Annotated in this window: 18 protein-coding genes; 7 read left to right on the forward strand and 11 right to left on the reverse strand. The window is 75.5% G+C overall.

Going from position 1 to position 19,600, the window contains the following annotated elements; all coding sequences use genetic code 11:
* Positions 1–75: 75 nt before the first annotated feature.
* On the reverse strand, positions 76–1,554 hold the full coding sequence (locus tag OG823_RS05340) for a HEAT repeat domain-containing protein (protein ID WP_371477937.1): 1,479 nt from the start codon (positions 1,552–1,554) through the stop codon (positions 76–78).
* A gap of 412 nt (positions 1,555–1,966) precedes the next feature.
* Here OG823_RS05340 and OG823_RS05345 point away from each other — a divergent pair, with 412 nt between their 5' ends.
* Complete coding sequence (locus tag OG823_RS05345; protein ID WP_371477938.1) at positions 1,967–2,332, forward strand: PAS domain-containing protein; 366 nt, start codon at positions 1,967–1,969, stop codon at positions 2,330–2,332.
* Between the two features lie 46 nt (positions 2,333–2,378).
* Here the strand turns inward: OG823_RS05345 and OG823_RS05350 are convergent, their stop codons facing one another.
* Entirely contained in the window at positions 2,379–3,860 is a 1,482-nt protein-coding gene (locus OG823_RS05350) for a hypothetical protein (protein ID WP_371477939.1), read from the reverse strand.
* A gap of 476 nt (positions 3,861–4,336) precedes the next feature.
* Between OG823_RS05350 and OG823_RS05355 the strand changes: the two genes are divergently transcribed.
* Positions 4,337–5,545: a phosphotransferase gene (locus OG823_RS05355; RefSeq protein ID WP_371477940.1), complete on the forward strand. Its 1,209-nt coding sequence runs from the start codon at positions 4,337–4,339 to the stop codon at positions 5,543–5,545.
* A gap of 110 nt (positions 5,546–5,655) precedes the next feature.
* On the opposite strand, the gene OG823_RS05360 is transcribed toward OG823_RS05355, so the two are convergent.
* The 3 genes from OG823_RS05360 to OG823_RS05370 form a co-directional block, all read right to left on the reverse strand.
* On the reverse strand, positions 5,656–6,888 hold the full coding sequence (locus OG823_RS05360; RefSeq protein WP_371477942.1) for an acyl-CoA dehydrogenase family protein: 1,233 nt from the start codon (positions 6,886–6,888) through the stop codon (positions 5,656–5,658).
* Positions 6,889–7,243: 355 nt separating this feature from the next.
* On the reverse strand, positions 7,244–7,738 hold the full coding sequence (locus OG823_RS05365; protein ID WP_371477944.1) for a hypothetical protein: 495 nt from the start codon (positions 7,736–7,738) through the stop codon (positions 7,244–7,246).
* Between the two features lie 896 nt (positions 7,739–8,634).
* A complete protein-coding gene (locus OG823_RS05370; RefSeq protein WP_371484316.1) occupies positions 8,635–8,874 on the reverse strand; it encodes a DUF397 domain-containing protein in 240 nt (79 codons plus the stop codon).
* Positions 8,875–9,334: 460 nt separating this feature from the next.
* On the opposite strand from OG823_RS05370, the gene OG823_RS05375 reads away from it, so the two are divergent.
* Positions 9,335–9,877, forward strand: coding sequence for a PTS-dependent dihydroxyacetone kinase phosphotransferase subunit DhaM (locus tag OG823_RS05375; protein WP_371477945.1), 543 nt, complete (start codon positions 9,335–9,337; stop codon positions 9,875–9,877).
* Positions 9,878–10,239: 362 nt separating this feature from the next.
* Here the strand turns inward: OG823_RS05375 and OG823_RS05380 are convergent, their stop codons facing one another.
* Together OG823_RS05380 and OG823_RS05385 are read right to left on the reverse strand one after the other, a co-directional pair.
* Entirely contained in the window at positions 10,240–10,737 is a 498-nt protein-coding gene (locus tag OG823_RS05380) for an NUDIX domain-containing protein (protein ID WP_371477947.1), read from the reverse strand.
* A gap of 270 nt (positions 10,738–11,007) precedes the next feature.
* Complete coding sequence (locus tag OG823_RS05385) at positions 11,008–11,280, reverse strand: hypothetical protein (RefSeq protein ID WP_371477948.1); 273 nt, start codon at positions 11,278–11,280, stop codon at positions 11,008–11,010.
* 509 nt (positions 11,281–11,789) lie between these two features.
* On the opposite strand from OG823_RS05385, the gene OG823_RS05390 reads away from it, so the two are divergent.
* The gene (locus OG823_RS05390) at positions 11,790–12,959 is read left to right on the forward strand and encodes a polysaccharide deacetylase family protein (RefSeq protein WP_371477949.1); all 1,170 of its coding nucleotides are present in this window, start codon (positions 11,790–11,792) and stop codon (positions 12,957–12,959) included.
* Between the two features lie 103 nt (positions 12,960–13,062).
* On the opposite strand, the gene OG823_RS05395 is transcribed toward OG823_RS05390, so the two are convergent.
* On the reverse strand, positions 13,063–13,869 hold the full coding sequence (locus OG823_RS05395) for a glutamate racemase (protein ID WP_371477951.1): 807 nt from the start codon (positions 13,867–13,869) through the stop codon (positions 13,063–13,065).
* A gap of 39 nt (positions 13,870–13,908) precedes the next feature.
* Here OG823_RS05395 and OG823_RS05400 point away from each other — a divergent pair, with 39 nt between their 5' ends.
* Both OG823_RS05400 and OG823_RS05405 read left to right on the forward strand, forming a co-directional pair.
* Positions 13,909–15,081 (forward strand): glycosyltransferase, encoded by a 1,173-nt coding sequence (locus tag OG823_RS05400; protein WP_371477953.1) that lies wholly within the window; start codon positions 13,909–13,911, stop codon positions 15,079–15,081.
* Between the two features lie 148 nt (positions 15,082–15,229).
* Positions 15,230–15,979: a cyclopropane-fatty-acyl-phospholipid synthase family protein gene (locus OG823_RS05405; protein WP_371477954.1), complete on the forward strand. Its 750-nt coding sequence runs from the start codon at positions 15,230–15,232 to the stop codon at positions 15,977–15,979.
* A 132-nt stretch (positions 15,980–16,111) separates the two neighbouring features.
* Here the strand turns inward: OG823_RS05405 and OG823_RS05410 are convergent, their stop codons facing one another.
* Positions 16,112–16,717: a flavodoxin family protein gene (locus OG823_RS05410; protein WP_371477956.1), complete on the reverse strand. Its 606-nt coding sequence runs from the start codon at positions 16,715–16,717 to the stop codon at positions 16,112–16,114.
* A 10-nt stretch (positions 16,718–16,727) separates the two neighbouring features.
* The gene (locus OG823_RS05415) at positions 16,728–17,606 is read right to left on the reverse strand and encodes an alpha/beta fold hydrolase (protein WP_371477957.1); all 879 of its coding nucleotides are present in this window, start codon (positions 17,604–17,606) and stop codon (positions 16,728–16,730) included.
* Positions 17,607–17,703: 97 nt separating this feature from the next.
* Between OG823_RS05415 and OG823_RS05420 the strand changes: the two genes are divergently transcribed.
* Complete coding sequence (locus OG823_RS05420) at positions 17,704–18,483, forward strand: TetR/AcrR family transcriptional regulator C-terminal ligand-binding domain-containing protein (protein ID WP_371477958.1); 780 nt, start codon at positions 17,704–17,706, stop codon at positions 18,481–18,483.
* Positions 18,484–18,538: 55 nt separating this feature from the next.
* Here OG823_RS05420 and OG823_RS05425 read toward each other — a convergent pair whose 3' ends face one another.
* The gene (locus OG823_RS05425) at positions 18,539–19,192 is read right to left on the reverse strand and encodes a thiol:disulfide interchange protein DsbA/DsbL (RefSeq protein WP_371477960.1); all 654 of its coding nucleotides are present in this window, start codon (positions 19,190–19,192) and stop codon (positions 18,539–18,541) included.
* Between the last annotated feature and the right edge of the window lie 408 nt (positions 19,193–19,600).

Raw genomic sequence — 19,600 nt, forward strand, 5'->3', positions numbered from 1 at the left:
GCTCCGGGCGGGGACGGTCCGGGCGGGGCACGGTCCGGGCGGGGCACGGCGTTGAGGCCGACGGGCGCCGTCCCGCTAGCGGGTGCGGTCCCGCGCTCCCAGCCGGCCGCGCACCGCGGCGTGCACCTCGGCCTCCTCGGCCGGATCGGCCGCGAGGCGGCGCAGGCGCTCCAGCACACGGGCGTCACCGGTGGTGGCGACGTGCCTGGCGGCGAGTTCGCGGGTGGCCTCCTCGCAGTCCCAGAGGCACTCGACGGCGGGGCCCTCGGGGAAGTGCTCGTCGGTGGCGGCGAGCGCCCGGGCGGCGCGCCCGCGCAGTTCGGAGGAGGCGGCCTCCCCGTAGACGTGCCGCAGGGCGGGGACGGCGGCGACGGCGGCCAGCCGCCCCGCACCGTCGACCAGACTCCCGAGACCGGCGCCGGTCACCCCGCGCACCGAGATCCAGCGGCGCAGCGCGTCGACCACCACCGGGGCGTCGCCGCTCTCACCGGCGTCGGCGAGCAGCTGGACGGCGGCCTCGCCGAGGGCGCTGTCGGCGCCGCCGGTGGCCGGATCGGCCCAGCGGCGGGCATGGGCGAGGGCGTGCGGGCCGCGCATCCGGCCGAGGACCTCCAGGGCGGCCCGGACGATGCGTCCGTCGACGTCGGCGGCGGCGGCCTCGATGAGCGCCGCGGCGGCCGGATCCTGGACGTCGACCAGGTACCGCAGGGCGGCCCGACGGGCGCCGGGCAGGCCGGCCCCGGCGGCTTCGAGGACCCGTTCGCGATCCTCGGGCCGGACCACGGCGGCGAGGCAGCGGGCGGCGGCGGCGGCTCTGCGGGCGGCGGCGTCCGGCTCGGACGGGTGCGCCGGATCGAAGCGGTCGAAGGCGGCCGCGCCGTCGAACGGATCACCCTGATCGGCCCAGGCGAGCACGTCGGCGGTGCTCCAGCCGGGGGTCACACCGCCACGCTTGAGCTGGCGTTGCCAGAGGTCGAAGGGGGACTGCTCGCTCGCGGCGGCGATCCTGGGGTGGTGCGCGGCCCACAGCCGCCACGGCCGGGGCTCGTACGCGCCGCGGACGGCGGCCCGCAGGTCCGCGTCGCCCTCCGGGCCCTCGGGGAAGCGGTCCAGCACGGCCGGACCGAGCACGAGCAGGCCGAGGTCGTCGTCCCGCATGGCGAGCTCGTCCAGGGCCCAGGTCCAGTTGGTTCCGGTGGCGGCGTACTCGCGCAGCATCAGCAGGGCGTCGCGGCGCCCGTAGGCGGCGAGGTGGCCGAGCACGGAGAGGGCCAGGCCGGTCCGGTTGTCGTCGTGGTCGAGCAGGTCCTCGGGGTCGTGCAGGTGGTCCTCGATGCCGTCGAGCGGTGCTTCGAGCTCCATGTAGAGGCGCGCGTAGTAGAGGGAGCGGTTCTCGACCTGCCAGTCGGCGCGCGGGTCGGCGGTGACGCACTCCTCCAGGGCGGAGATCGCCTCGGTACGGTCGGCCGCCAGCGCATGGAGCTGCCCGTCACCGCGGCCTCGCTGGAGGAGGCCGAGGAGGCTGGCACTGGGCGCTATCACTGGCTCGAACATGAGGTCAGCATCCGTTGCGGCGGTCGTAGTGGCAACGGGATTTCCGTCGCCGGGGGTGGGTGGTCGGTCCTGCGGTGGGCGCCCGGGCGCCGGAATCACCGAAGGTTACCCCCTGGACGCGCCCCACGCACACAGGGCGTCCGACCCGCGGCCACCCGGTCGTCCGACGCGCGGCCGGCCGGTCGCCCCGCCCGGGGCCCCGGGCGGGAAGGGGCCCGGGCGGAGCCGCGGCCGGGCCCCGCCCGGGGCGGGCCGCCGCTCCGGCCGTGACCTGCCCCGGGGCCGGTTGCCCCACTTCCCGGGCATATGCCCCTGGAACATTGCAGGAGATTTGTCCAAATCCCTCACACACCGGATACGGCTGTGCGACAGTCGTCTCACAACCTCACCACCCGGACTTGTGGGACCTCGGATGAGCCACCCTTCCCCTGCCGCCCCCGAGGCGGCCCCGCCCGTGCCGACCGGCGTCGGCGCCGCCGAGTGGGATCTGCTCACCGACAGCGTCCGCTGGTCCCCCGAGGCCTACCGCCTCCTCGGCCGCGACCCCCTGCTCGGTCCGCTCACCCTGGACCAGCTCCCGGCCCGACTGCCCGAGCAGGACCGCCCCGCACTGCGTCGGCTGATGACCGACGTGCTGGTGCACGGGCGCGCGCGGACCGGCACCGTCCGGATCCTGCGGCCCGGCGGTGCCCCGAGCACGCTGCGGTGCGCCGGCCGGCCCGTACTGGACGAGGACGGTCGGATCACGGCCCTGCGCCTGCTGCTGCGCGCGGGCTGACGGGGCCGGCCGGAGCCGGGGCGGGCCGGACGGCTGCCGCCGGGGCTCAGACCAACCGGGGCCGCTGCTTCGCGTCCGCGATCCGCAGCTCGCGCCGCAGGTCGTCCCGGAGCTCGTCCACCACGGGCAGCCCCTGGTAGCGGGCGGTCAGCCGGTACATCTCCCGCAGCCGGTCCCAGGTGCGGTGCGAGGAGGTCTGGCCGATCGAGGCCATCGCCATCCTGGCCTGCCCCCGTGCCTCGTCCGGTTCACCGGACAGCCAGTGGACGGACGCCAGGGTGATCCGGTCCAGCAGCGCCGAGCGCTCCCGGCCGTCGCGCGAGCGCAGCTCGATCGCCAGCCTGGCGTGCCGCACCGCCAGCGGCGCGGCGCTCTGATCGTGCTCGGCCAGCGTCCGGTAGACCAGCGCCTGCATGCCGTGCAGCTCGGCCTCGTTGAACAGCTGCATCCAGGACGGCAGCGCCTCGCCGTCGTCCTTGACGAACAGCTCCTCGGCCTCGCCGAGCACCCGCCTGGTCGCCTGGGAACGGCCCAGCGCGGCCTGCGCCCACGCCTCGACGGTGTGCAGCATCGCCCTCGTCCGCGGCAGCGCCTGCGCGCCGCCGCCCGCGTTGGCGGCCCGCATCAGGTCGAGGGCGTCGTCGGCCCGGCCCAGGTGCATCATCTGCCGGGCCGCCCGGGAGATCGCCTCGCCGGCCCGGGGCCGGTCGTCCGCCTCCTTCGCGGCCTGGGCCGCGATGACGAAGTACTTCTGCGCGGTGGGCTCCAGGCCCACGTCGTGCGACATCCAGCCGGCCAGCACCGCCAGGTTGGCCGCCACCGTCCAGAGCCGGCGGTCGAGCGCCGGTGAGTGCCGGTGCGTCAGCAGTCCGCCGACCTCGTTGAGCTGGCCCACCACCGCCTTGCGCTGGAGGCCCCCGCCGCGCGAGGCGTCCCAGGCCCGGAACACGTCCACCGACCGCTCCAGCGCCTCGACCTCGTCGAAGCCCACCTGGCCGGACTCGTACACGTCCACCACCGGTCCGGCACCGGCCTGGGTGACCACCTGTCTCGGGCCCGGCCGGCCGGCCGCGTAGGCGACCGCGTCCCCGGTGAGCCAGCCCTGGAGGGAGTCGGCGACGACCGCTCCCGCGGTGAGTGCGGCACCCGCACCCACCAGTCCGCGTCGGTTGAGCATGAGGTCCATTCCCGTGAACTCGGTGAGGACCGCAGCCGTTCGATCCGGCTCCCAGGGTTCTGCCGACTGCGCTGTCGTGGACCTGGGGGGCCGGTGTCGTTCCAGACCGAGGTCCTCAGTGGTGACGACACGGCCGAGCCGCTCGGTGAACACGGCCGCCAGCACCCGCGGCACCGGGTCGCGGGGGATCTCCCCCTGCTCGATCCAGCGGCGCACCCGCGAGGTGTCGGTGGACAGCTGCTGCTGACCCATCGCGGCACCCCGCCGGTTGACCAGCCGCGCCAGTTCGCCCTTGGACCATCCGGTCAGGGCAAAGAGGTCGGCAAGTCTGGTGTTGGGTTCCCTGCTCACGTGAAGCCCCCAGGTTCCTCGGCTGGTTCGACCCTAATGGCCTGTCATGTGCCACGGGGGCATTCGCCAGGCTTCGCCAGGGTCCGCCACATGGTGTGCCAGTGGCACGCAGGTGTCATGTAGAGGTGCGCCACCCCGCCCTCGGGGTCGGAGGCGCCGACGGCGGGCCGGGGCACTCCCCCATCACCCGCCGCAGGCGCTCCCGGGTTCGGTCGGAGGGGGTGGCGCGGCCGGGTGGCGCGGGGGCACCGGGCACGGCAGCGGCAGTCGGCCGCCCGCGTTTCCCCAGGACGCGGGCGGGCCACCGGCCGCCGAACGGGAGGGCTCCGGCCCTCCGTCCGTGTCCGGCGCCCGCGCGCCGGCCGACCGACCGCACCGAGCGGGGCCGGCGCTGCGCCAGGAATCGCAACGCCCGCCCTCCCCCGCACCAGCGGGGGCCGGCCCGCCGACGGCAAGGAAGGGATCACCCAACCCTCATGTACTCCTCAGCGTCCACGCCCGCCCAGAGCGCCACCCGCACCGCACCGCGCCCCCCCAGCGCGGCCGGTACCCGTCCCGGCCCGAAGCCCGTGCCGCAGACCCGCCCGGCGGCGGCCCGCGGCACCGACGGCCGCTCCACGGACGCCCGGGGGCAGGCCGGCCGGACGGCGCTGGGACTGCGCACCCCCGACCCCGTCCTGAACGGCGGCGTCCCCCGTCCCGTCCCGGGCCGGCCCGGCGCCGACCGGCTGCTGCGGGGCCGCCCGCCGCAGCCGCAGCCGGTCGAGCGGATCGACCCAGCCGCGCTGCAGACCCCGGCGGTGCGGGCGGCGCTCGCCAACATCGCGCGGATATGTCCCGCCTTCACCCCGCGCCAGGTCCTGCGGGAGGGCAGCCGCCACATCCTGGTGGCGGGCACCATCGGGCGTGCGCCGGTGGTGGCCAAGTGCCTGGCCCCGCAGGCCGTCCGGGGTGAGCAGTTCGAGCAGCTGGTGGCCGACTTCCACCACGAGGTGGCGGTCTACCGGGCCTTCGTCCGGCACCGTCCGCCGGTCCGGCTGCCCCGGCTGGTGGCGGCCGACCACGACCGCTGCGTGCTGGTGATCGAGCGGGTCCCCGGCCGGGCGGCCGCCCGCGAGCGGCATCCGGTGAACGCGCCCACCCCGGGCGAGGTGCGGGCCATCCTCGGAGCCGTCCGCACCCTGAACCTGTGGCGGCCGCCCACGGACGTCTTCCACACTCCGCTGGACTACCCGATGGAGATCGCCAGGTTCCACTCCGTCGGCCAGCTGACCGACCGGGACGCCTGCGACCTGCGCGGACTGCTGCACGGCCTCGGCCACACGCCGCTCCAGCTGTGCCACGGCGACGCGCTGCTCGGCAACATCCTGCTGGCGCCCTCCGGGCCGGTGCTGGTCGACTGGGAGCAGGCCGGCTGGTATCTGCCGGGCTACGACCTGGCGGTGCTCTGGAGCGTGCTGTCCGGGGACACCGCGGCGCGCCGGCAGATCAGCCAACTCGCCCAGTCCGGCGGAACCATGGCCCGGGACGCTTTCCTGGTCAACCTGGTACTTGTCCTGATGCGGGAGATCCGTCTGTACGACGTCCCGGGTGCCGGCGAGGAACAGCGGATCATGATCCGCCGCTTGTACGAGGACGCCGCGCTGGCCCGGCGGGCCGTTCGGGCCGCCGTCGGCACCCGCTGAACGGCGGGCACACGGCGGGCGCTCCACCGGCGGGCGCTCCACCGGCGGACGCGGCGACCGCGCGCGCCCCCTGCGGGCACGAGCGCTGTAGGCGCGCCTCGTACGCGGGCTCAGGCGCCGCGCACCGGGGTGCGGTCCAGCGCGGAGCGCCCGGCCGCCTCCAGGACGATCTCGTCGGCGGCGAAGTGCACCCGCCCGCTGAGCACGTCGCGCAGGTAGCGCTCCAGCGGGTGGCGCCGGCTCAGGCCCGGGTTCCCGGTCAGCGCGACGGCCTGCTGCACGGCCGAGACGGCGGCCCGGGAGGCGAGCAGCTGGGCCGGGCCGGTCCGGGCGATCGCGTCCGGTTCCGCCAGGTCGACCCGGGGTGCGAGGCCGTGCACCAGCTCCTCGGCGCCGATCAGCACCGTCTCGATCTCGCCCAGCGCACTGCGGTAGCGCGGCAGGGTGGCCAGCGGTTCGGTCAGGTTGGCGGGTGTGCGGCGGCCCAGGAATCGGACCAGCCAGTCCTGGGCGGATCTGGCCACGCCGAGGTACACGGCGGCGAGCGCCAGATCGTGCCAGGCCCGGCCGATCCCGGCCGTCGCGGCGGCGTCCCGTCCGCTGCCCAGGCCGAGCGCGAGTTCGACCGGGACCCTGACCCCGTCCAGCACCACGTCGTGGCTGGCGCTGGCCCGTAGACCGAGCTGGTCCCAGGTGGGATCGACCTCGATGCCCGCGCTGTCGCCCCGGACCAGAAAGGTGCCGACCCGGGGTACCGGCTCGTCCGTGCGGGCCGTGACCGCCATCCAGGCCAGTGCCTCGGCACCGGTGCAGTACGTCTTGCGGCCGCTGAGCAGCCAGCCGTCGCCGTCCCGGCGGGCGAGGGTCTGGGGCGGGCCGTCCGGATGGCCGGGCTCCGCCCGCAGGGTGTTCACCAGCGCGGGCCCCCGCCGGGATTCGTTGAGCAGTCGTCGGTAACCGGCCGCGGGCCAGCCACTGCCCCGGCCCTGCTCGGCGTGCTGGAGCAGGGTGAAAGCGGTGACCACCGCCACCGAGGCGTCACCGCGCCCGAGTTGGCCGAGAAGCCGGACGGTGTCGGCGAGCGTGGCGCCGGGTCCGCCGTAGCGGGCGGCGACGGTCAGGGTCAGCAGCCCGGCCTCGTGGACGGCCTCGATGCCCTGGTAGGGGAAGGTCGAGTCCCGGTCGTGCTCCTCGGCGCGGGCCGCCAGCAGGTCGACCACCCGGGGCAGCCGGGCGAACGCCTCCGCCACCGGCGAGGGGGCGGGCGGGCCGTCGGCCGGCGCGGCGTCGGGGCCGGACCGGGGGGACGAGGCGGACGACGACTTGTCAGCGGTGGGGCTCATGGTGCGGTGCCTCCGGGCGGGCAGCGTGGCTCGGCAGAATGCGGGCGGCACGCTCTACGCGCGTGCGGGAACCGGAGGCGACGGCCCGGGACGCCGCTGGGGCGCGGGACCTGGGATTCAGTTCCGACCGATGGGATTCGGCCGATCATGAGCCGTCGCCGGGGGACGAATCCCCCTCATCCGCCCGGACAGACCGCGCTGGCAGTACGTCGCAGGTCGAGATAGCTGCGACGGGTCAGCAGCGGGAGACGGCACGACATGCCCGTGACTGTACGAAGCGTTGATCGATAACGTCAAGCACACCTTGGCCGGAAAGCCCGCCGGCACCACGGCCGACCTGCGGCCGGCCCACCTGTCAACCCTGCTGGAACATGTCCGCGGGGAGCGGCTTGAGCAGCTGGTAGAGATCGTCCGAAATCGGCCGGTCCCAGGAGGCGATGGTGACCTGCACCCCGTCGCTGCGGCCGAACTGCGAACAGAACACCCGCCCCTCGCTGACCTTGACCTTCTTCACGATCAGCAGGTCGTCCCCGAGCATGACCGGAAAGTCCTCGGCGGAGACGAAGTCCACCTGCTCGTCGTTCTCCAGCGCGGAGAGCAGCTGGCGGACCTCGAAGGGCACACCGTCCCCGGTGTCCCTGGCCGGCGAGTCCTCCGGCAGGTTGCCGATGAACATCGCGGGACCCCGGCCGCCGAACAGGTCGTAGCGCAGGAAGATCCCCTGGCAGGAGCCGTCGGGGCCGGCCATCATGGCGGCGCCGAAATCACCGGGCCAGTCGCCCGGATCCATCGCGAGCACGTCGAAGTCCGGGCCTGCGGGCTGGCCGGAGCGACGGCGGAGAAAAGACATGGCAACATCGTACGTGCCCGGCACACCACGTTCACGAGGTGGGTCGGACAGCGTGTGGAGATCCACGCTCAGAGACCAATGTTGACTCTGAGCAACCGTCCGGGCTACGTTCGGTTCAGCACGACAGCCGTTCTGGGTTCGATCCTCCGGGGGGCGGCCTGTCGCAACGCGGCCCCACACGCGTATCCCCTCACCGTGCACACCGTCGTGCCACTGTGCACCTCGCCGTACCGAAGCCGCCGGGCATCCAGCCTCGGCCTTCGTCGGACAGAACCGATGCACACACAAGCCAACAGTTCACCCATACCAGGTTCGCGGGGCCCAGGCCCGTCGCACTCGCGGATCTGCCCGGGAGACCGCCGCGTGGGGGCGTGCGGGTCCCGGGCGAACCGGGGCCGTAGTACCGAGTAGCTCTCGGCGTACGGCTCCACCCTCCCAGCGACTGCCGACCTTTAGCGGGGTCGGGACCGGCCGACGCACTCTGGTGCGCTGGGATTCACGGGAGGAGCCCGGCGTTCTCGCCGGGGAGCACAGCAGGCGCCGTGTCTGGCCGCGTGGGGGCGGTGGGCACGGCGTCTGCCTGCTCATACTCTGAATCGCCGTTGTCGAACAGTCAACAGAGAAAATGACGTACCGGCATCGACCAGGCCGCAGCTCGGTTACGGCCCCGCGCCACACCTCACGACGGACCTCGGCGGCCGGTGAGAACGCCCCAGGTCAACACGGATCCGTCGGTCCGTCGGACGCCCTTCGCGGGCCTGCGGCGGTTTCGACGGGCACCTCGCGAACCCGCGCGGGATCCCGCGCTCCGAAGACGGTCCGGCACCCGGGCCGCGCCCGCGCACCGGACTCGGCGCACGGGACTCGGCGCACCGGACCGCGCATCCGACTCCGCGTCAGGTGAGGTCGAACTCGCCGTCCCGGGCACCGAGCACGAAGGCCCGCCACTCTCCCGGCGTGAAGATCAGCACCGGACCGTCCTGCTGCCGCCCGTCGCGCATCGCGATGTGGCCCCCGACGAAGGCGATCTGCACGTCCGCGACCCCCTTGCTGCTGGACTGCCAGACCGCTCCCGTCAGGTCCACCTTCGGCTTGCGTCCGCCGGGGAGGGCCTCCGTCGAACCGGCCGTCCCCACGCTCGTCCCGCTGTCGACCGCCACCGCTGTCTCCTCCCGACGTCGTCCTGGCGCCAGCGTAGCCACCACCGTGGGCGCCGGTGCCGAACTCGGCGCCCACTCCCCCCGCCGGGGGCCAACACCCGCGACCCCGCCCGCGCGGGCGGCCGCTGTGCTATCGCCCCCGGCCACCGGGGTGGACCGGCGGGCCCGGACCCGAACCGACGGACCCGAACCGACGGGCGCGGGACCGGCGGATCCCAACCGACGGGCGCGGGACCGGCGGGCGGCAACCGGTACGGGTGGCACCGCTCGGAGGTCCGATCGTGGCAGCCACCGTCCGGCCGGGCCCGGCGGTGAACACACGGGCCCGGTTGAGCCCGCGCGGCCCGGTGGGCTGCCAGAGTGAGAGCGGTGGCGGGCACCCGCGCCGCATCCGCCGCCGGGACCCGCACCCGAGTCGATCGCCGAGGAGCAGCCGATGAGCCGCCGGGACGGCGCCCGCGCCGATGTCATCCCCATCTCCGACGCCCCGTCGGCCCACCCACCGGCCCCCCGCACACCGCCCTCGCCCGCCCGGGTGCCGAAGCCGAAGGCGGGTCGGCCGCCACTGCACGGCCGGGTCGGGGTCGTGCTGGTCTCGCACAGCGAGGAGGTGGCCGCGGCGGCCGGCGCGCTGGCGCTCTCGCTCGCCGGACCGGACGCCCCGGCTCCGGTCGCCACCACCGGCGGCGGCCTCGACGACCGCGACCCGGGGATCAGCGCGGTCCTGGTCGCCGCCGCGACGCGCCGGGTCGACCAGGGCCACGGGGTGGTCCTGCTCGCGGACCTGGGCGGCGCGGTGGCCACCGTACGGGCCCTGCTGGCCTCGGCCGACGAGCACGGCCTGCCCTTCCCTGTGCGGTTCGCGGACGCACCGTTCGTGGAGGGCGCGGTCGCCGCCGTGGCCACCGCGACCGCGGGCGGCGACCTCTCCGCGGTGCTGGACGCGGCGGAGGAGGCGTACCGCCAGCGGAAGGACTGACCGCACCCCCGCTCACGGACCGGCGCCGAGGGGCCGGCGGCCGGGCGCGCGGGAGCCCGGCCGGCGGCAAGAGCCGCCGGCACATGCCGACCCGCCTGATCGGCCCCACGGCGAGTGACCGCACGGCTACGATCGGCACCGGCCCGGCACTGCCACGCTCCGGGCCCGGAGGGGAGCCTCGACCATGCGCGTCATCGTCGCCGTCGCCGGCGGAGCCGGATCCGTCGCGGCCGACAGGCCGACCCGGCCGGCCCGAGCGGTGCCCGGCAGAGCCGTCGCGGGCGCGGACGACGGGGCGCATCCGGCCGCGAACGCCCCCGGCGGTGCCGCCCGGAGGGCTCGGCCGGTCACCCTGCCGGCGGCTACCCGGCCAGCGCCGGCGGCCCGCCGTCCAGCACGAAGGCGGTCTCGCCGCGGCACTCCAGTGCCTGGGTCAGCCGGTTGAGGATGCGCGGTGACAGCTCCGGCAGGGCGTCCGGCGCGAACCAGCGGATGTCCAGCGACTCGTCGTCGTTGACCCGGGCCTCGCCGCTCACCCACCGGCACCGGAAGGTCAGTTCGAGGAACTGGCAGCGGTCCCCGTTGTCGAAGACGACCTCGGGCGACACGGTCACCGAGGCCAGCAGTTCGGGCCGCACCACGACCCCGGCCTCCTCCTCGACCTCGCGGACCAGGCCGTCGGCCGGCTGCTCGCCCGGGTCGAGGATGCCGCCGATCAGCGACCAGTGGCCGTCGTCCGCCCGCTGTCCGAGCAGCACGCGGCCGTCGTCATCCACGATCACGGCGGCGACGCCGCTCAGCCAGAGCAGGCGGTCGCCCACCACGGAGCGGAGGTCCGCGAGAAACTGAGGAATAGCCATGCTCGGACCCTATGCCAGCGACCGGCGGAGACGGATCATGCTCCGGGCGACCGGCAGCGGCGTCGATACCGCCCCGGCCGACTCCGCCACCGCCGTACGGGACACCCCTCGGTTGCGGGGGCCGAGTCAGGGGCCGAGTCAGAGGCCGAGTCGCGGAGCCGGGTCAGAGGCCGAGTCGCGGGACCGGGTCGCGGAGCTGCCGCGGGGAACCCGGCGCGGCGCAGGCCCGGGGCGGGAGGGATCAGCCCGTGGTGACCCGATCGGTGCGGGTCAGGGGGTGACGCCGCGCCCGTGGCGCAGCAGCGTGAACGCGATCCGGCCGAGCAGCATGACACCCGCGGCCAGACAGCCCGCCACGGCCATCACCCACGCGGGGCCGTTGCCCTCCGGCACCACCACGGCGACCACGATCCCGAGGGCGAGGCAGGCCAGGCCGACCACGGTCAGCGGGAGCTGATGACGGTGGAGGGCGCCGCCACTCCACAGCCGCGCGGCGCGGGAGGCCGTGTGCACCAGGGAATGATCGTGTTCCGCGTCTGCCATGAGCCCAAGGTACCCCCGCGGGGCGCGGTGGGCAGCCTCGCACGTCACGTTTTTCCCGGCCCTCGACGGGGGTCCGCGCAGCACCACCCACCCACTGCCCACTCACCACCCACCCACTGCCCACCCACCGCGCGCCCGGCACCCGCCGGGGCGCCCGCACGGCCTTCTGCACCGCCACGCGGACAGGCCCCGAGCACCGGCCGAACACCGGCTGAGCGCCGCCCGAACACCGTCTGATCACGGCAGGAGCACGATCCGGGGGCGGCCGGAACTTCTCGTTCCGCCATCCGGGTCCGGTCCGAAAATCGGTGCGTCCGGTTGTACAACCATCCGCGGGGAGTATCGGTCTCCCCTACATCGAGCGATCCAGGAGCCGTCCGCGGTACGGGTTGGGAGTCCCTGCCACGGACCGGAGAACCAGGGGGCGGAGCCGCCGCGCCCAGGTGTCGGAGGCCGGGCTCCGCCCTCCGACGGTACCGCCACGCCGCACCGGCGATCGAGGGGGAACCGTGCCGCACAGCCAGACCACGGCCGTCAGAGGCCTGCCGTCCGTCGCACCGACGCCTGCCCAGGCGCCCGGCGCGTCGGGCGGCCCGTCCGCACGACCGGGCCGCGCCGCCGCCCGGTCCGGCTCCGTCGCGCTCGCGCCGGACGTCAGGACGACGGATGCCGGCACCAGGGACGTCAACGCCACGGACGTCAACGCGACGGGCGGCGCCGCGACCGGCGCCACGCAGGAGGCGGACGGCGCCCAGCACGCCTGCGGCCCCGGCGGGCCGGGCGACTGGCTGCGCTTCGCGCCCGTCCAGCCGCTGTTCAGGGCACGGGCCGCGCAGCGCCTCGCGGTGCTCGCGTACCACGGGGTGACCGACTCGCGCTCCTTCGGGGCCCAGCTGGACCGGCTGCGCAGGCTGGCCGTCCCGGTGTCACTGGAGGCGGTGCAGAGTGCCGTGGCCGAGCAGCGGCCGCTGCCGCCGCGCAGTGTGCTGATCACCTTCGACGACGCCGACCGCAGCGTGCTGACCCACGCCCTGCCGGAGCTGACCCGCCGGGGGATCCCCGCGGCGGCCTTCGTGATCTCCGAGCTGATCGGGACGGACCGGCCGTTCTGGTGGCACGAGGCAGCCTTCCTCGCCCGCAACGGCGGGCGGGCCCGCTCGCTCCGCACCGATCACCCGGACCACTTGCTGCCGCACCTCAAGCAGCTGCCCGACCCCGACCGCCGCCGCAGCCTGCAGGAACTGCGGGTCAGCGCGCACCGCAGGCCGCCCCGCCAGGTCCAGCTCGCGCCGGAGGACCTGCTGGCGCTGCGGGACGGGCAGGTCGCGATCGGCAACCACACCCAGGGGCACCCGTGCCTGGGACGCTGCGACGCCGCGACCGTCCGGGCCGAGATCACCGGCGCGCATGACGCGCTGACCCGCTGGCTCGGCGAGCCGCCGACCGCGTTCGCCTACCCGGACGGCGGCCACGACCCGCGGGCGGAGACGGTGCTCGACGAGCTGGGGTACCGGCTCGGGTTCCTGTCCGACCACCGGCTGGGGCCCCGGCTGCCCGAGCACCCGTTGCAGATCAGCCGGCTCCAGGTGGACAACTCCACCAGCGCCCGTCGCTTCGACACGATCCTGTCCGGACTGGAGCCGGCCTACCGGCGCTGGCGCGGCCGGTCGGTGGCCTGACGCCCGGTACCCCGGCGCGTCGACGGACGCCCCGGCGCCGCTCGGCCGCCCGCGCGGGCTCGGGCCGTCGCGGGCGTCGCCAGGGTCGCGGGACCGCGCGGGCTCAGGCCGTCGCGGGCGTAGCCAGGGTCGCGGTCGGGCCGGCCGCGACCAGGCGTCCCTGCGGGTAGCGGTCGGCGACGGCGCCGAGTGCGCCCGGCCGGCCGCTGTGCAGGACGGTCAGCCGCCCGCCGCCGGTCCCGGTGCCCCGGCCCGCCTCGGCGATCCGCCGCAGGGCCTGGGCCGCGACCGCGTCGGCCGAGCCGTACAGCCGCAGCCCGGGGCCGGCGGCGGGGGCGACGGCCGCCCGGATGAGGTCGTCGACCAGTTCGTAGTGCGTGCAGCCGAGGACGATCTCGGCCGTCCCGGCCGGAGTGCGGGCGGCCGCGTCGGCGACGGCCGCGCCGATGGCCCGTTCGTCCCCGCGTTCCACCGCGTCGGCGAGGCCGGGGCAGGCCACCTCGGTGACCTCGGCCGCCCCGGCGAAGTCGCGGATCAGACCGCGCTGGTACGCGCTGCCGGTGGTGGCGGGGGTGGCCCAGATCGCCACCGGGCGTCCGGCCGCGGCGGCCGGCTTGATGGCGGGGACGGTGCCGATCACCGGCAGCCCCGGTTCCCACGCGGCGCGCAGCGCGTCCAGGGCGTGCACGGATGCGGTGTTGCAGGCGATGACCAACGCGTCCGGCTCGTGCGCCGCGGCCGCCCGCGCGCAGGCGAGGGCGTGCGCCGTCACGTCCGCGGGCGTGCGCGGGCCCCAGGGCATCCCGTCCGGATCCGAGGAGAGCACGAGGTCCGCGTCGGGCCGCAGGCCCCGCAGGGCGGCGGCCGCCGCCAGCAAGCCGATGCCGGAGTCCACCAGTGCGATCTTCACGGGGAACGACTCTAGTCGATCCGCTCCGCGCGGCCCTGCGTGCGGCAGACTGCCACCGTGACAGTCCTGCTCTGGGTCTCCGCGCTCTCGCTGCTGGTCTGGCTCTGGCTGACCTGCTGCCACGGCCTCTTCTGGCGCACCGACGTCCGGCTGCCGGAACGCCGTCCGCCGGCCCGCTGGCCGGGCGTGGCGATCGTGGTGCCGGCCCGGGACGAGGCCGAGGTGCTGCCGACCAGCCTGCCGAGCCTGCTGGCGCAGAAGTATCCCGGGCGGGCCCGGGTGATCCTGGTGGACGACCACAGCGGCGACGGCACCGGCGACCTGGCGGCCTCCCTGGCGGGCCCGGACGGCCTCCCGCTCACCGTCACCACCCCGCCGCCGCTGCCCACCGGCTGGACCGGCAAGCTCTGGGCGCTGCGCCACGGCGTCGAGCTCGCCTCGGCGCCGCCGGACGGGGCCGCCCCGGAGTACCTGCTGCTCACCGACGCGGACATCGCGCACGGGCCGGAGTCGCTCGCCGAGCTGGTCGCGGCCGCCGAGAGCGCCGGACTCGACCTGGTCTCCCAGATGGCCCGCCTGCGGGTCACCACCCGCTGGGAGCGGTTGATCGTCCCCGCGTTCGTGTACTTCTTCGCGCAGCTCTACCCCTTCCGCCGCAGCAACCGGCCGGGCAGCCGGACGGCGGCCGCGGCCGGCGGGTGCTCGCTGGTGCGCCGTGAGGCGCTGGAACGGGCCGGCGGGGTGGCCGCGATCCGCGGCGCGGTGATCGACGACGTCTCGCTGGCGCGGATGGTGAAGGCCTCCGGCGGACGGACCTGGCTCGGTCTGGCGGACCAGGTGGACAGCGTCCGGCCCTACCCACGACTGGCCGAGCTGTGGCGGATGGTCTCGCGCAGCGCGTACGCGCAGCTGCGGCACTCACCGATGCTGCTGCTCGGCACGGTGCTGGGCCTGGGCCTGGTCTACCTGGTACCGCCGGTCGCCACGGTGGCCGGGCTGTCGGCCGGCCACCCGGCCGTGGCCGCGTTCGGCGCGGCGGCGTGGCTGCTGATGGCGGGCACGTACCTGCCGATGCTCCGCCACTACCGGCAGCCGGCCCTCGCGGCGCCGCTGCTGCCGTTCACCGCTCTGCTGTACCTGCTGATGACGGTGGACTCGGCGGTCCAGCACCGGCGCGGACGCGGCGCGGCCTGGAAGGGCCGGACGTACTGACCGGACGGGCTCGGGACGGGACCGGCCCGGCCGGCCTAGCGCCGGGCCCGAACCCACCGGCCGGGCACGGCGGAACGGTGGCTCCCGCCCGGACGGCGGCCACCGATATTCCGCCCGGGCGGGAGCCCTCCTGGGCCACACTGTCCGGATGAATCGTCAGACGCTGTCCCGGATCGCCCACACCCACCACCCGATCGCGGCGCCGATCACCGACGACTCGGTCGCCCGGCTGCTCGACCGCGCCGCACGGGCCGGCCGCGGGCGGGCGCTCGATCTCGGCTGCGGCGAGGCCGGCTGGCTGCTGCGGCTGCTCGCCGCCAGGCCGGCCTGGCAGGCCGTCGGGGTGGACCTGGACGCGGGTGCGCTGACGAAAGCCCGGGAGAGCGCGCAGGCGATGGGGCTGGAGCGGCGGATCGGCCTGCACCACCTGGACGCCTCCGAGTTCGGCGCCCGGGAGCCCTTCGACCTGGTGCTGAACGTGGGTGCCACCCATGCGTTCGGCGGCCTGCTGCCGACCCTGGCGGCGGCCCGGACCCACCTGGCCCCGGGCGGGACGGTGCTGGTCGGCGAGGGCTTCTGGGAGCGCGAGCCGTCCCGGGCCGCGCTGGACGGCCTGGGCGCGGCCCGGGAGGACTACCAGGACCTCGCGGGAACCGTCGACGCCGTGATCGCCGACGGCTGGACCGTGGTCCTCGGCCATGTCAGCAGCCCGCAGGAGTGGGACGACTACGAGTTCTCCTGGACGGGCTCGCTGGCCGAGTGGGCGCTGGACAACCCCGGGCACCCCGACAGTGCGGCGGCCCGCGAGGCGGCGGACCTCCACCGCGCCGAGTGGCTGCACGGCTATCGGGGCACCTTCGGCTTCACGACCCTGCTGCTGCGGCGCACCGCTGCCTGACCGCCGCCGGACCCGCCGTCCGGATCCGCCACCCGGTACCCGGCGGCGGCGGGGCCGGACGGCCGCGCGCCGCCGGACCGGGGATCGCCCCCCGGCACGCGCGAACGCGCCCTGGGCCCCCGCGCCGGCCGGTCAGACCTCGGCCGGAACCGGTCGGACGTCGCCGACCGTGATCCGGTGGGTCTGTTCGGCGACCCGGCGGCCGAGGTGCTCGGCGGTGGCGAGGTCGGAGGGGTGCATCTGCTCCGCACCCTGGTCGCCGTTGGACTGGGCGGCCGCGCCGAGCCAGAAGCCGAGGCGGTTGAGGTCCTGGTCCGAGGCGGTGCTGCGGTTCCAGCCGGGCAGCAGCCCGAGGCTGACCCAGGTCATCCCGTGCTGGGCGGCGAAGATCGACAGGGACTGGAGCGCGTTGAGCTTGTCGCCGCTCATGGTGCCGGAGTTGACGAACCCGGCGGCGATCTTGTCCCGCCAGGCCTGCGAGGCCCAGCGGCCGCTGGTCGACTCGGCGAAGGTACGGAAGGCGGCGGAGACGTCGCCCAGGTAGGTCGGCGAGCCGAAGACGACGGCGTCCGCCGTGTCCAGCGCCGCCCAGTCCTCCTCGGTGATCGCGTCGACGGCTATCAGGCGGACGGTGGTGCCGGGCACCTCGGCGGCGCCGCGCCGGACGGCCTCGGCCTGGTTCGCGGTGTGGCCGAACCGGCTGTGGTAGGCGATGGCGACGGAGATCTCGTGCGACATGTCGGCCCTTCTACTTCTGGGTGCGGTCGAGGAATGCGGCGATCAGCGGCGCGATCTCGGGGAGCTTCTCCTCCAGCGCGAAGTGGCCGGTGTCGAAGAGGTGCAACTCGGCGTCCGGTACGTCGCGCAGGAACGCGCGGGCGCCCGGCTCGGTGAAGAACGCGTCGTTGCGGCCCCAGACGATCAGGGTCGGCGGCTGGGCGGTGCGCAGCCATTCCTGCCAGGCCGGGTACTGCTCCAGGTTGGCGTGGTAGTCCAGGGCCAGCTCGACCTGGATCTCGCGGCGCCCCGGCAGGTCGAGGAAGTGCTGGTCGAGGGTCCAGCCGTCGGGCGCGACCAGCTCCGGGTCGGTGGCGCCGCCCTCGTACTGCCCCCGGGTCATCTCCAGCGTGAGGATCTCGCGCACCCGCTCGGCGGCCCCCGGCACCCCCGGCCGGTTGGCGATGAACCCGCGCGCGAGGTCGGAGAGGCCCTCCTCGTACGCGTTGCCGTTCTGCACCACCAGGCCGGTGATCCACTCCGGGTGGCGGGTGGCCAGCCGCAGACCCACCGGGGCGCCGAAGTCGAAGACGTACATCGCGAAGCGGTCCAGGCCGAGCGCGAGGCAGAACCCCTCGAGGACGTCCGCGAGGGTGTCGAAGCCGTAGCGCAGCACCGCCGGTGGCGGGCTGTCACTGTGCCCGAAGCCCGGGTAGTCCGGGGCGATCAGGTGGTAGCGGCTGCCGAGCGCGTCGATCAGCCGGGTGAACTGGTGCGAGGCGGACGGGAATCCGTGCAGCAGCAGGAGCGTCGGCGCGTCGGCCGGCCCCGCCTCCCGGTAGAAGATCCGCAGATCCCCGACCTGTGCGAAGCGATGTTTGACGTACGGGATCTCTGCCGGTTCGGTCATGTCAGACGCTCTCCCCTAAGCGGACCCGAATGGGATGAGGAGGACAATGACAGCGGGGACGCCCCTAACACAACTGGAGTTTCGTTTGTCTCGACGCATGGACGGGCCCGACGACGCCCGCGGGGACGGAGCGCGCTCCGCCCGTACGCAGGAGCCGGCGGGGGCCCGCCCGGGCACCCTCCGCCCGGGCGGGCGGACCGCCCGCACCCGGGCCGCCGTCCTGGCCGCCGCGCGGGCCGAACTGATCGCGACCGGCTTCGCGAACATGACCGTCGAGAAGGTCGCGGCCCGGGCGGGGGTCGCCAAGACCACCGTCTACGCGCGCTGGCGCGACGTCTCCGGCCTCGTGGTCGACCTGCTGTCCGAACTCACCGTACGGACGGTGCCGCTGCCCGACACCGGATCACTCGCGGGCGATCTCCGGCGGGTCGCCGCGGACCTGCTGGCGCTCGCCCGGACACCGGCCGAGCGGGCCGTGTTCGAGGCCGTCCTCGCCACCGCGATTCAGGACGAGCAGGCCCGGCGGGCACTCACCGAGTTCTACGCCTTCCGGCTCGCCACCACGGGGCAGTTGGTGGAGCGGGCGATCGCCCGGGGCGAGGTACCGGCCGACACCGACCCGAAGGAGGTCGTCCGCACCCTGGCAGCGCCCTTCTACTACCGCCTCTTCGTCAGCGGCGAGCCGATGACCGAGGCCGACGCCGACCGTGCCGCGGCGGTCGCCGCGCACGCGGCGGCGGCCGGCCTGCTGCCGGGCGGGTGTCAGGAGGCCGGCTCCGCCCCGGACCCGGACCCGGGCACCGACCCGGACCCGGACCCGGGCACCGACCCGGACTCGGACCCGGGCGCCGGCGCCGGGCACCGGCAGGACGGGTGACCCGCGCCCGGGCGGCGGGAGCCCGCGCCCTCTCCCGGCGGCGGCCTCGGGGCGGTCAGCCCTGCTGCACCAGCCGGTCGAGCACCGCGGGCATCTCGTCGACGCCACCGGCGCTGCTCGGCGAGGTGCGGAAGCGGCCGCGCACGACCACGCTCGGCAGTTCGGTGATCTCGTAGCGCCGGAACGTCGCGGCCGCCCCGGCGGTCAGCTCGCCGACCTCGGCCGAGCGGTACGCCTCCCGGAAGACCTCCGCGTCGACTCCCTGGCGGAGCGCCCAGGAGACGGCGCCGTCCTCGGTGGTGAGATCCTCCCGCTGCTCGCGGATCGAGCGGAAGGCGGTGAGTTGGAGCCGGTCGACCAGGTCGAGGCGCTCCAGCGTGTAGTAGAGGCGGGCGTGTCCGAGCTGCGCGCGCTCACCGGGGCTGCCCTGCCACACGGCGGGCACCCGGCGCAGCACCACGTCGGTACGGTGGCGGCTCGCCCAGTCCTGGAGCGGTCGCTCCAGTTGCTGGGAGTGCACGCAGTCGTACCAGAAGAACTCGACGGCCTCGGCCCGCCCGCTCTCCGGGACGGGCTGGGGGTGCTCCAGCGCGACGTACGGGGCCCGGTCGGCGGGCGCGGCGTGGGTGGTCGCGCCCGCCGGGACGGGGCAGGCGGCCAGTGCGGTAGCGGCGGCGAGCAGGGCGGTGGCACGCAACAGGGATCTCACCCCCGGAATTCTGGCGCTCACCCGGTGTCGCGATCCAGTCGCCCGCGGTCACGGGCCACCGGTTCGCCCGAACGGCGCAGCGGGAGCCCGGAGCGGCGGGGCCGGGATCCGCGCAGCGGGAGCCCGGAGCGGCCCGGCAGGGACCGGCGGCCCGCCGGGGCGCCGCCCGTCCATGCCGATGCCCACAGACTGCGCGGTGGACACTCCGGTGTACCGCGGTGTGCTGCTGTCGCTGACCGGCGGGATCGACCTGAGTTTCGTCCTGTCGGGTGCGGTGGCGCGGTGCTGTACGTGCTGCTCTCCCGGTCCGCGCGGGGGCGCGCGGGCGTGGCGCCGGCGCCCCGCGCGGTCGGGGCGCCGCCGCGCCCCGCACTGCCGGCCGAAGCGCTCCCGGCCGAGGGACTCCCG

The organism is Kitasatospora sp. NBC_00315 (assembly GCF_041435095.1).
In the GTDB taxonomy this organism is placed as follows: domain Bacteria; phylum Actinomycetota; class Actinomycetes; order Streptomycetales; family Streptomycetaceae; genus Kitasatospora.

Excerpts from the sequence above, each read along its gene's own strand:
- OG823_RS05340 (WP_371477937.1), bottom strand. The coding sequence starts at position 1,554 with ATGTTCGAGCCAGTGATAGCGCCCAGTGCCAGCCTCCTCGGCCTCCTC.
- OG823_RS05345 (WP_371477938.1), top strand. The coding sequence starts at position 1,967 with ATGAGCCACCCTTCCCCTGCCGCCCCCGAGGCGGCCCCGCCCGTGCCG.
- OG823_RS05355 (WP_371477940.1), top strand. The coding sequence starts at position 4,337 with ATGTACTCCTCAGCGTCCACGCCCGCCCAGAGCGCCACCCGCACCGCA.
- OG823_RS05360 (WP_371477942.1), bottom strand. The coding sequence starts at position 6,888 with ATGAGCCCCACCGCTGACAAGTCGTCGTCCGCCTCGTCCCCCCGGTCC.
- OG823_RS05365 (WP_371477944.1), bottom strand. The coding sequence starts at position 7,738 with ATGTCTTTTCTCCGCCGTCGCTCCGGCCAGCCCGCAGGCCCGGACTTC.
- OG823_RS05375 (WP_371477945.1), top strand. The coding sequence starts at position 9,335 with ATGAGCCGCCGGGACGGCGCCCGCGCCGATGTCATCCCCATCTCCGAC.
- OG823_RS05380 (WP_371477947.1), bottom strand. The coding sequence starts at position 10,737 with ATGGCTATTCCTCAGTTTCTCGCGGACCTCCGCTCCGTGGTGGGCGAC.
- OG823_RS05385 (WP_371477948.1), bottom strand. The coding sequence starts at position 11,280 with ATGGCAGACGCGGAACACGATCATTCCCTGGTGCACACGGCCTCCCGC.
- OG823_RS05405 (WP_371477954.1), top strand. The coding sequence starts at position 15,230 with ATGAATCGTCAGACGCTGTCCCGGATCGCCCACACCCACCACCCGATC.
- OG823_RS05410 (WP_371477956.1), bottom strand. The coding sequence starts at position 16,717 with ATGTCGCACGAGATCTCCGTCGCCATCGCCTACCACAGCCGGTTCGGC.
- OG823_RS05415 (WP_371477957.1), bottom strand. The coding sequence starts at position 17,606 with ATGACCGAACCGGCAGAGATCCCGTACGTCAAACATCGCTTCGCACAG.
- OG823_RS05420 (WP_371477958.1), top strand. The coding sequence starts at position 17,704 with ATGGACGGGCCCGACGACGCCCGCGGGGACGGAGCGCGCTCCGCCCGT.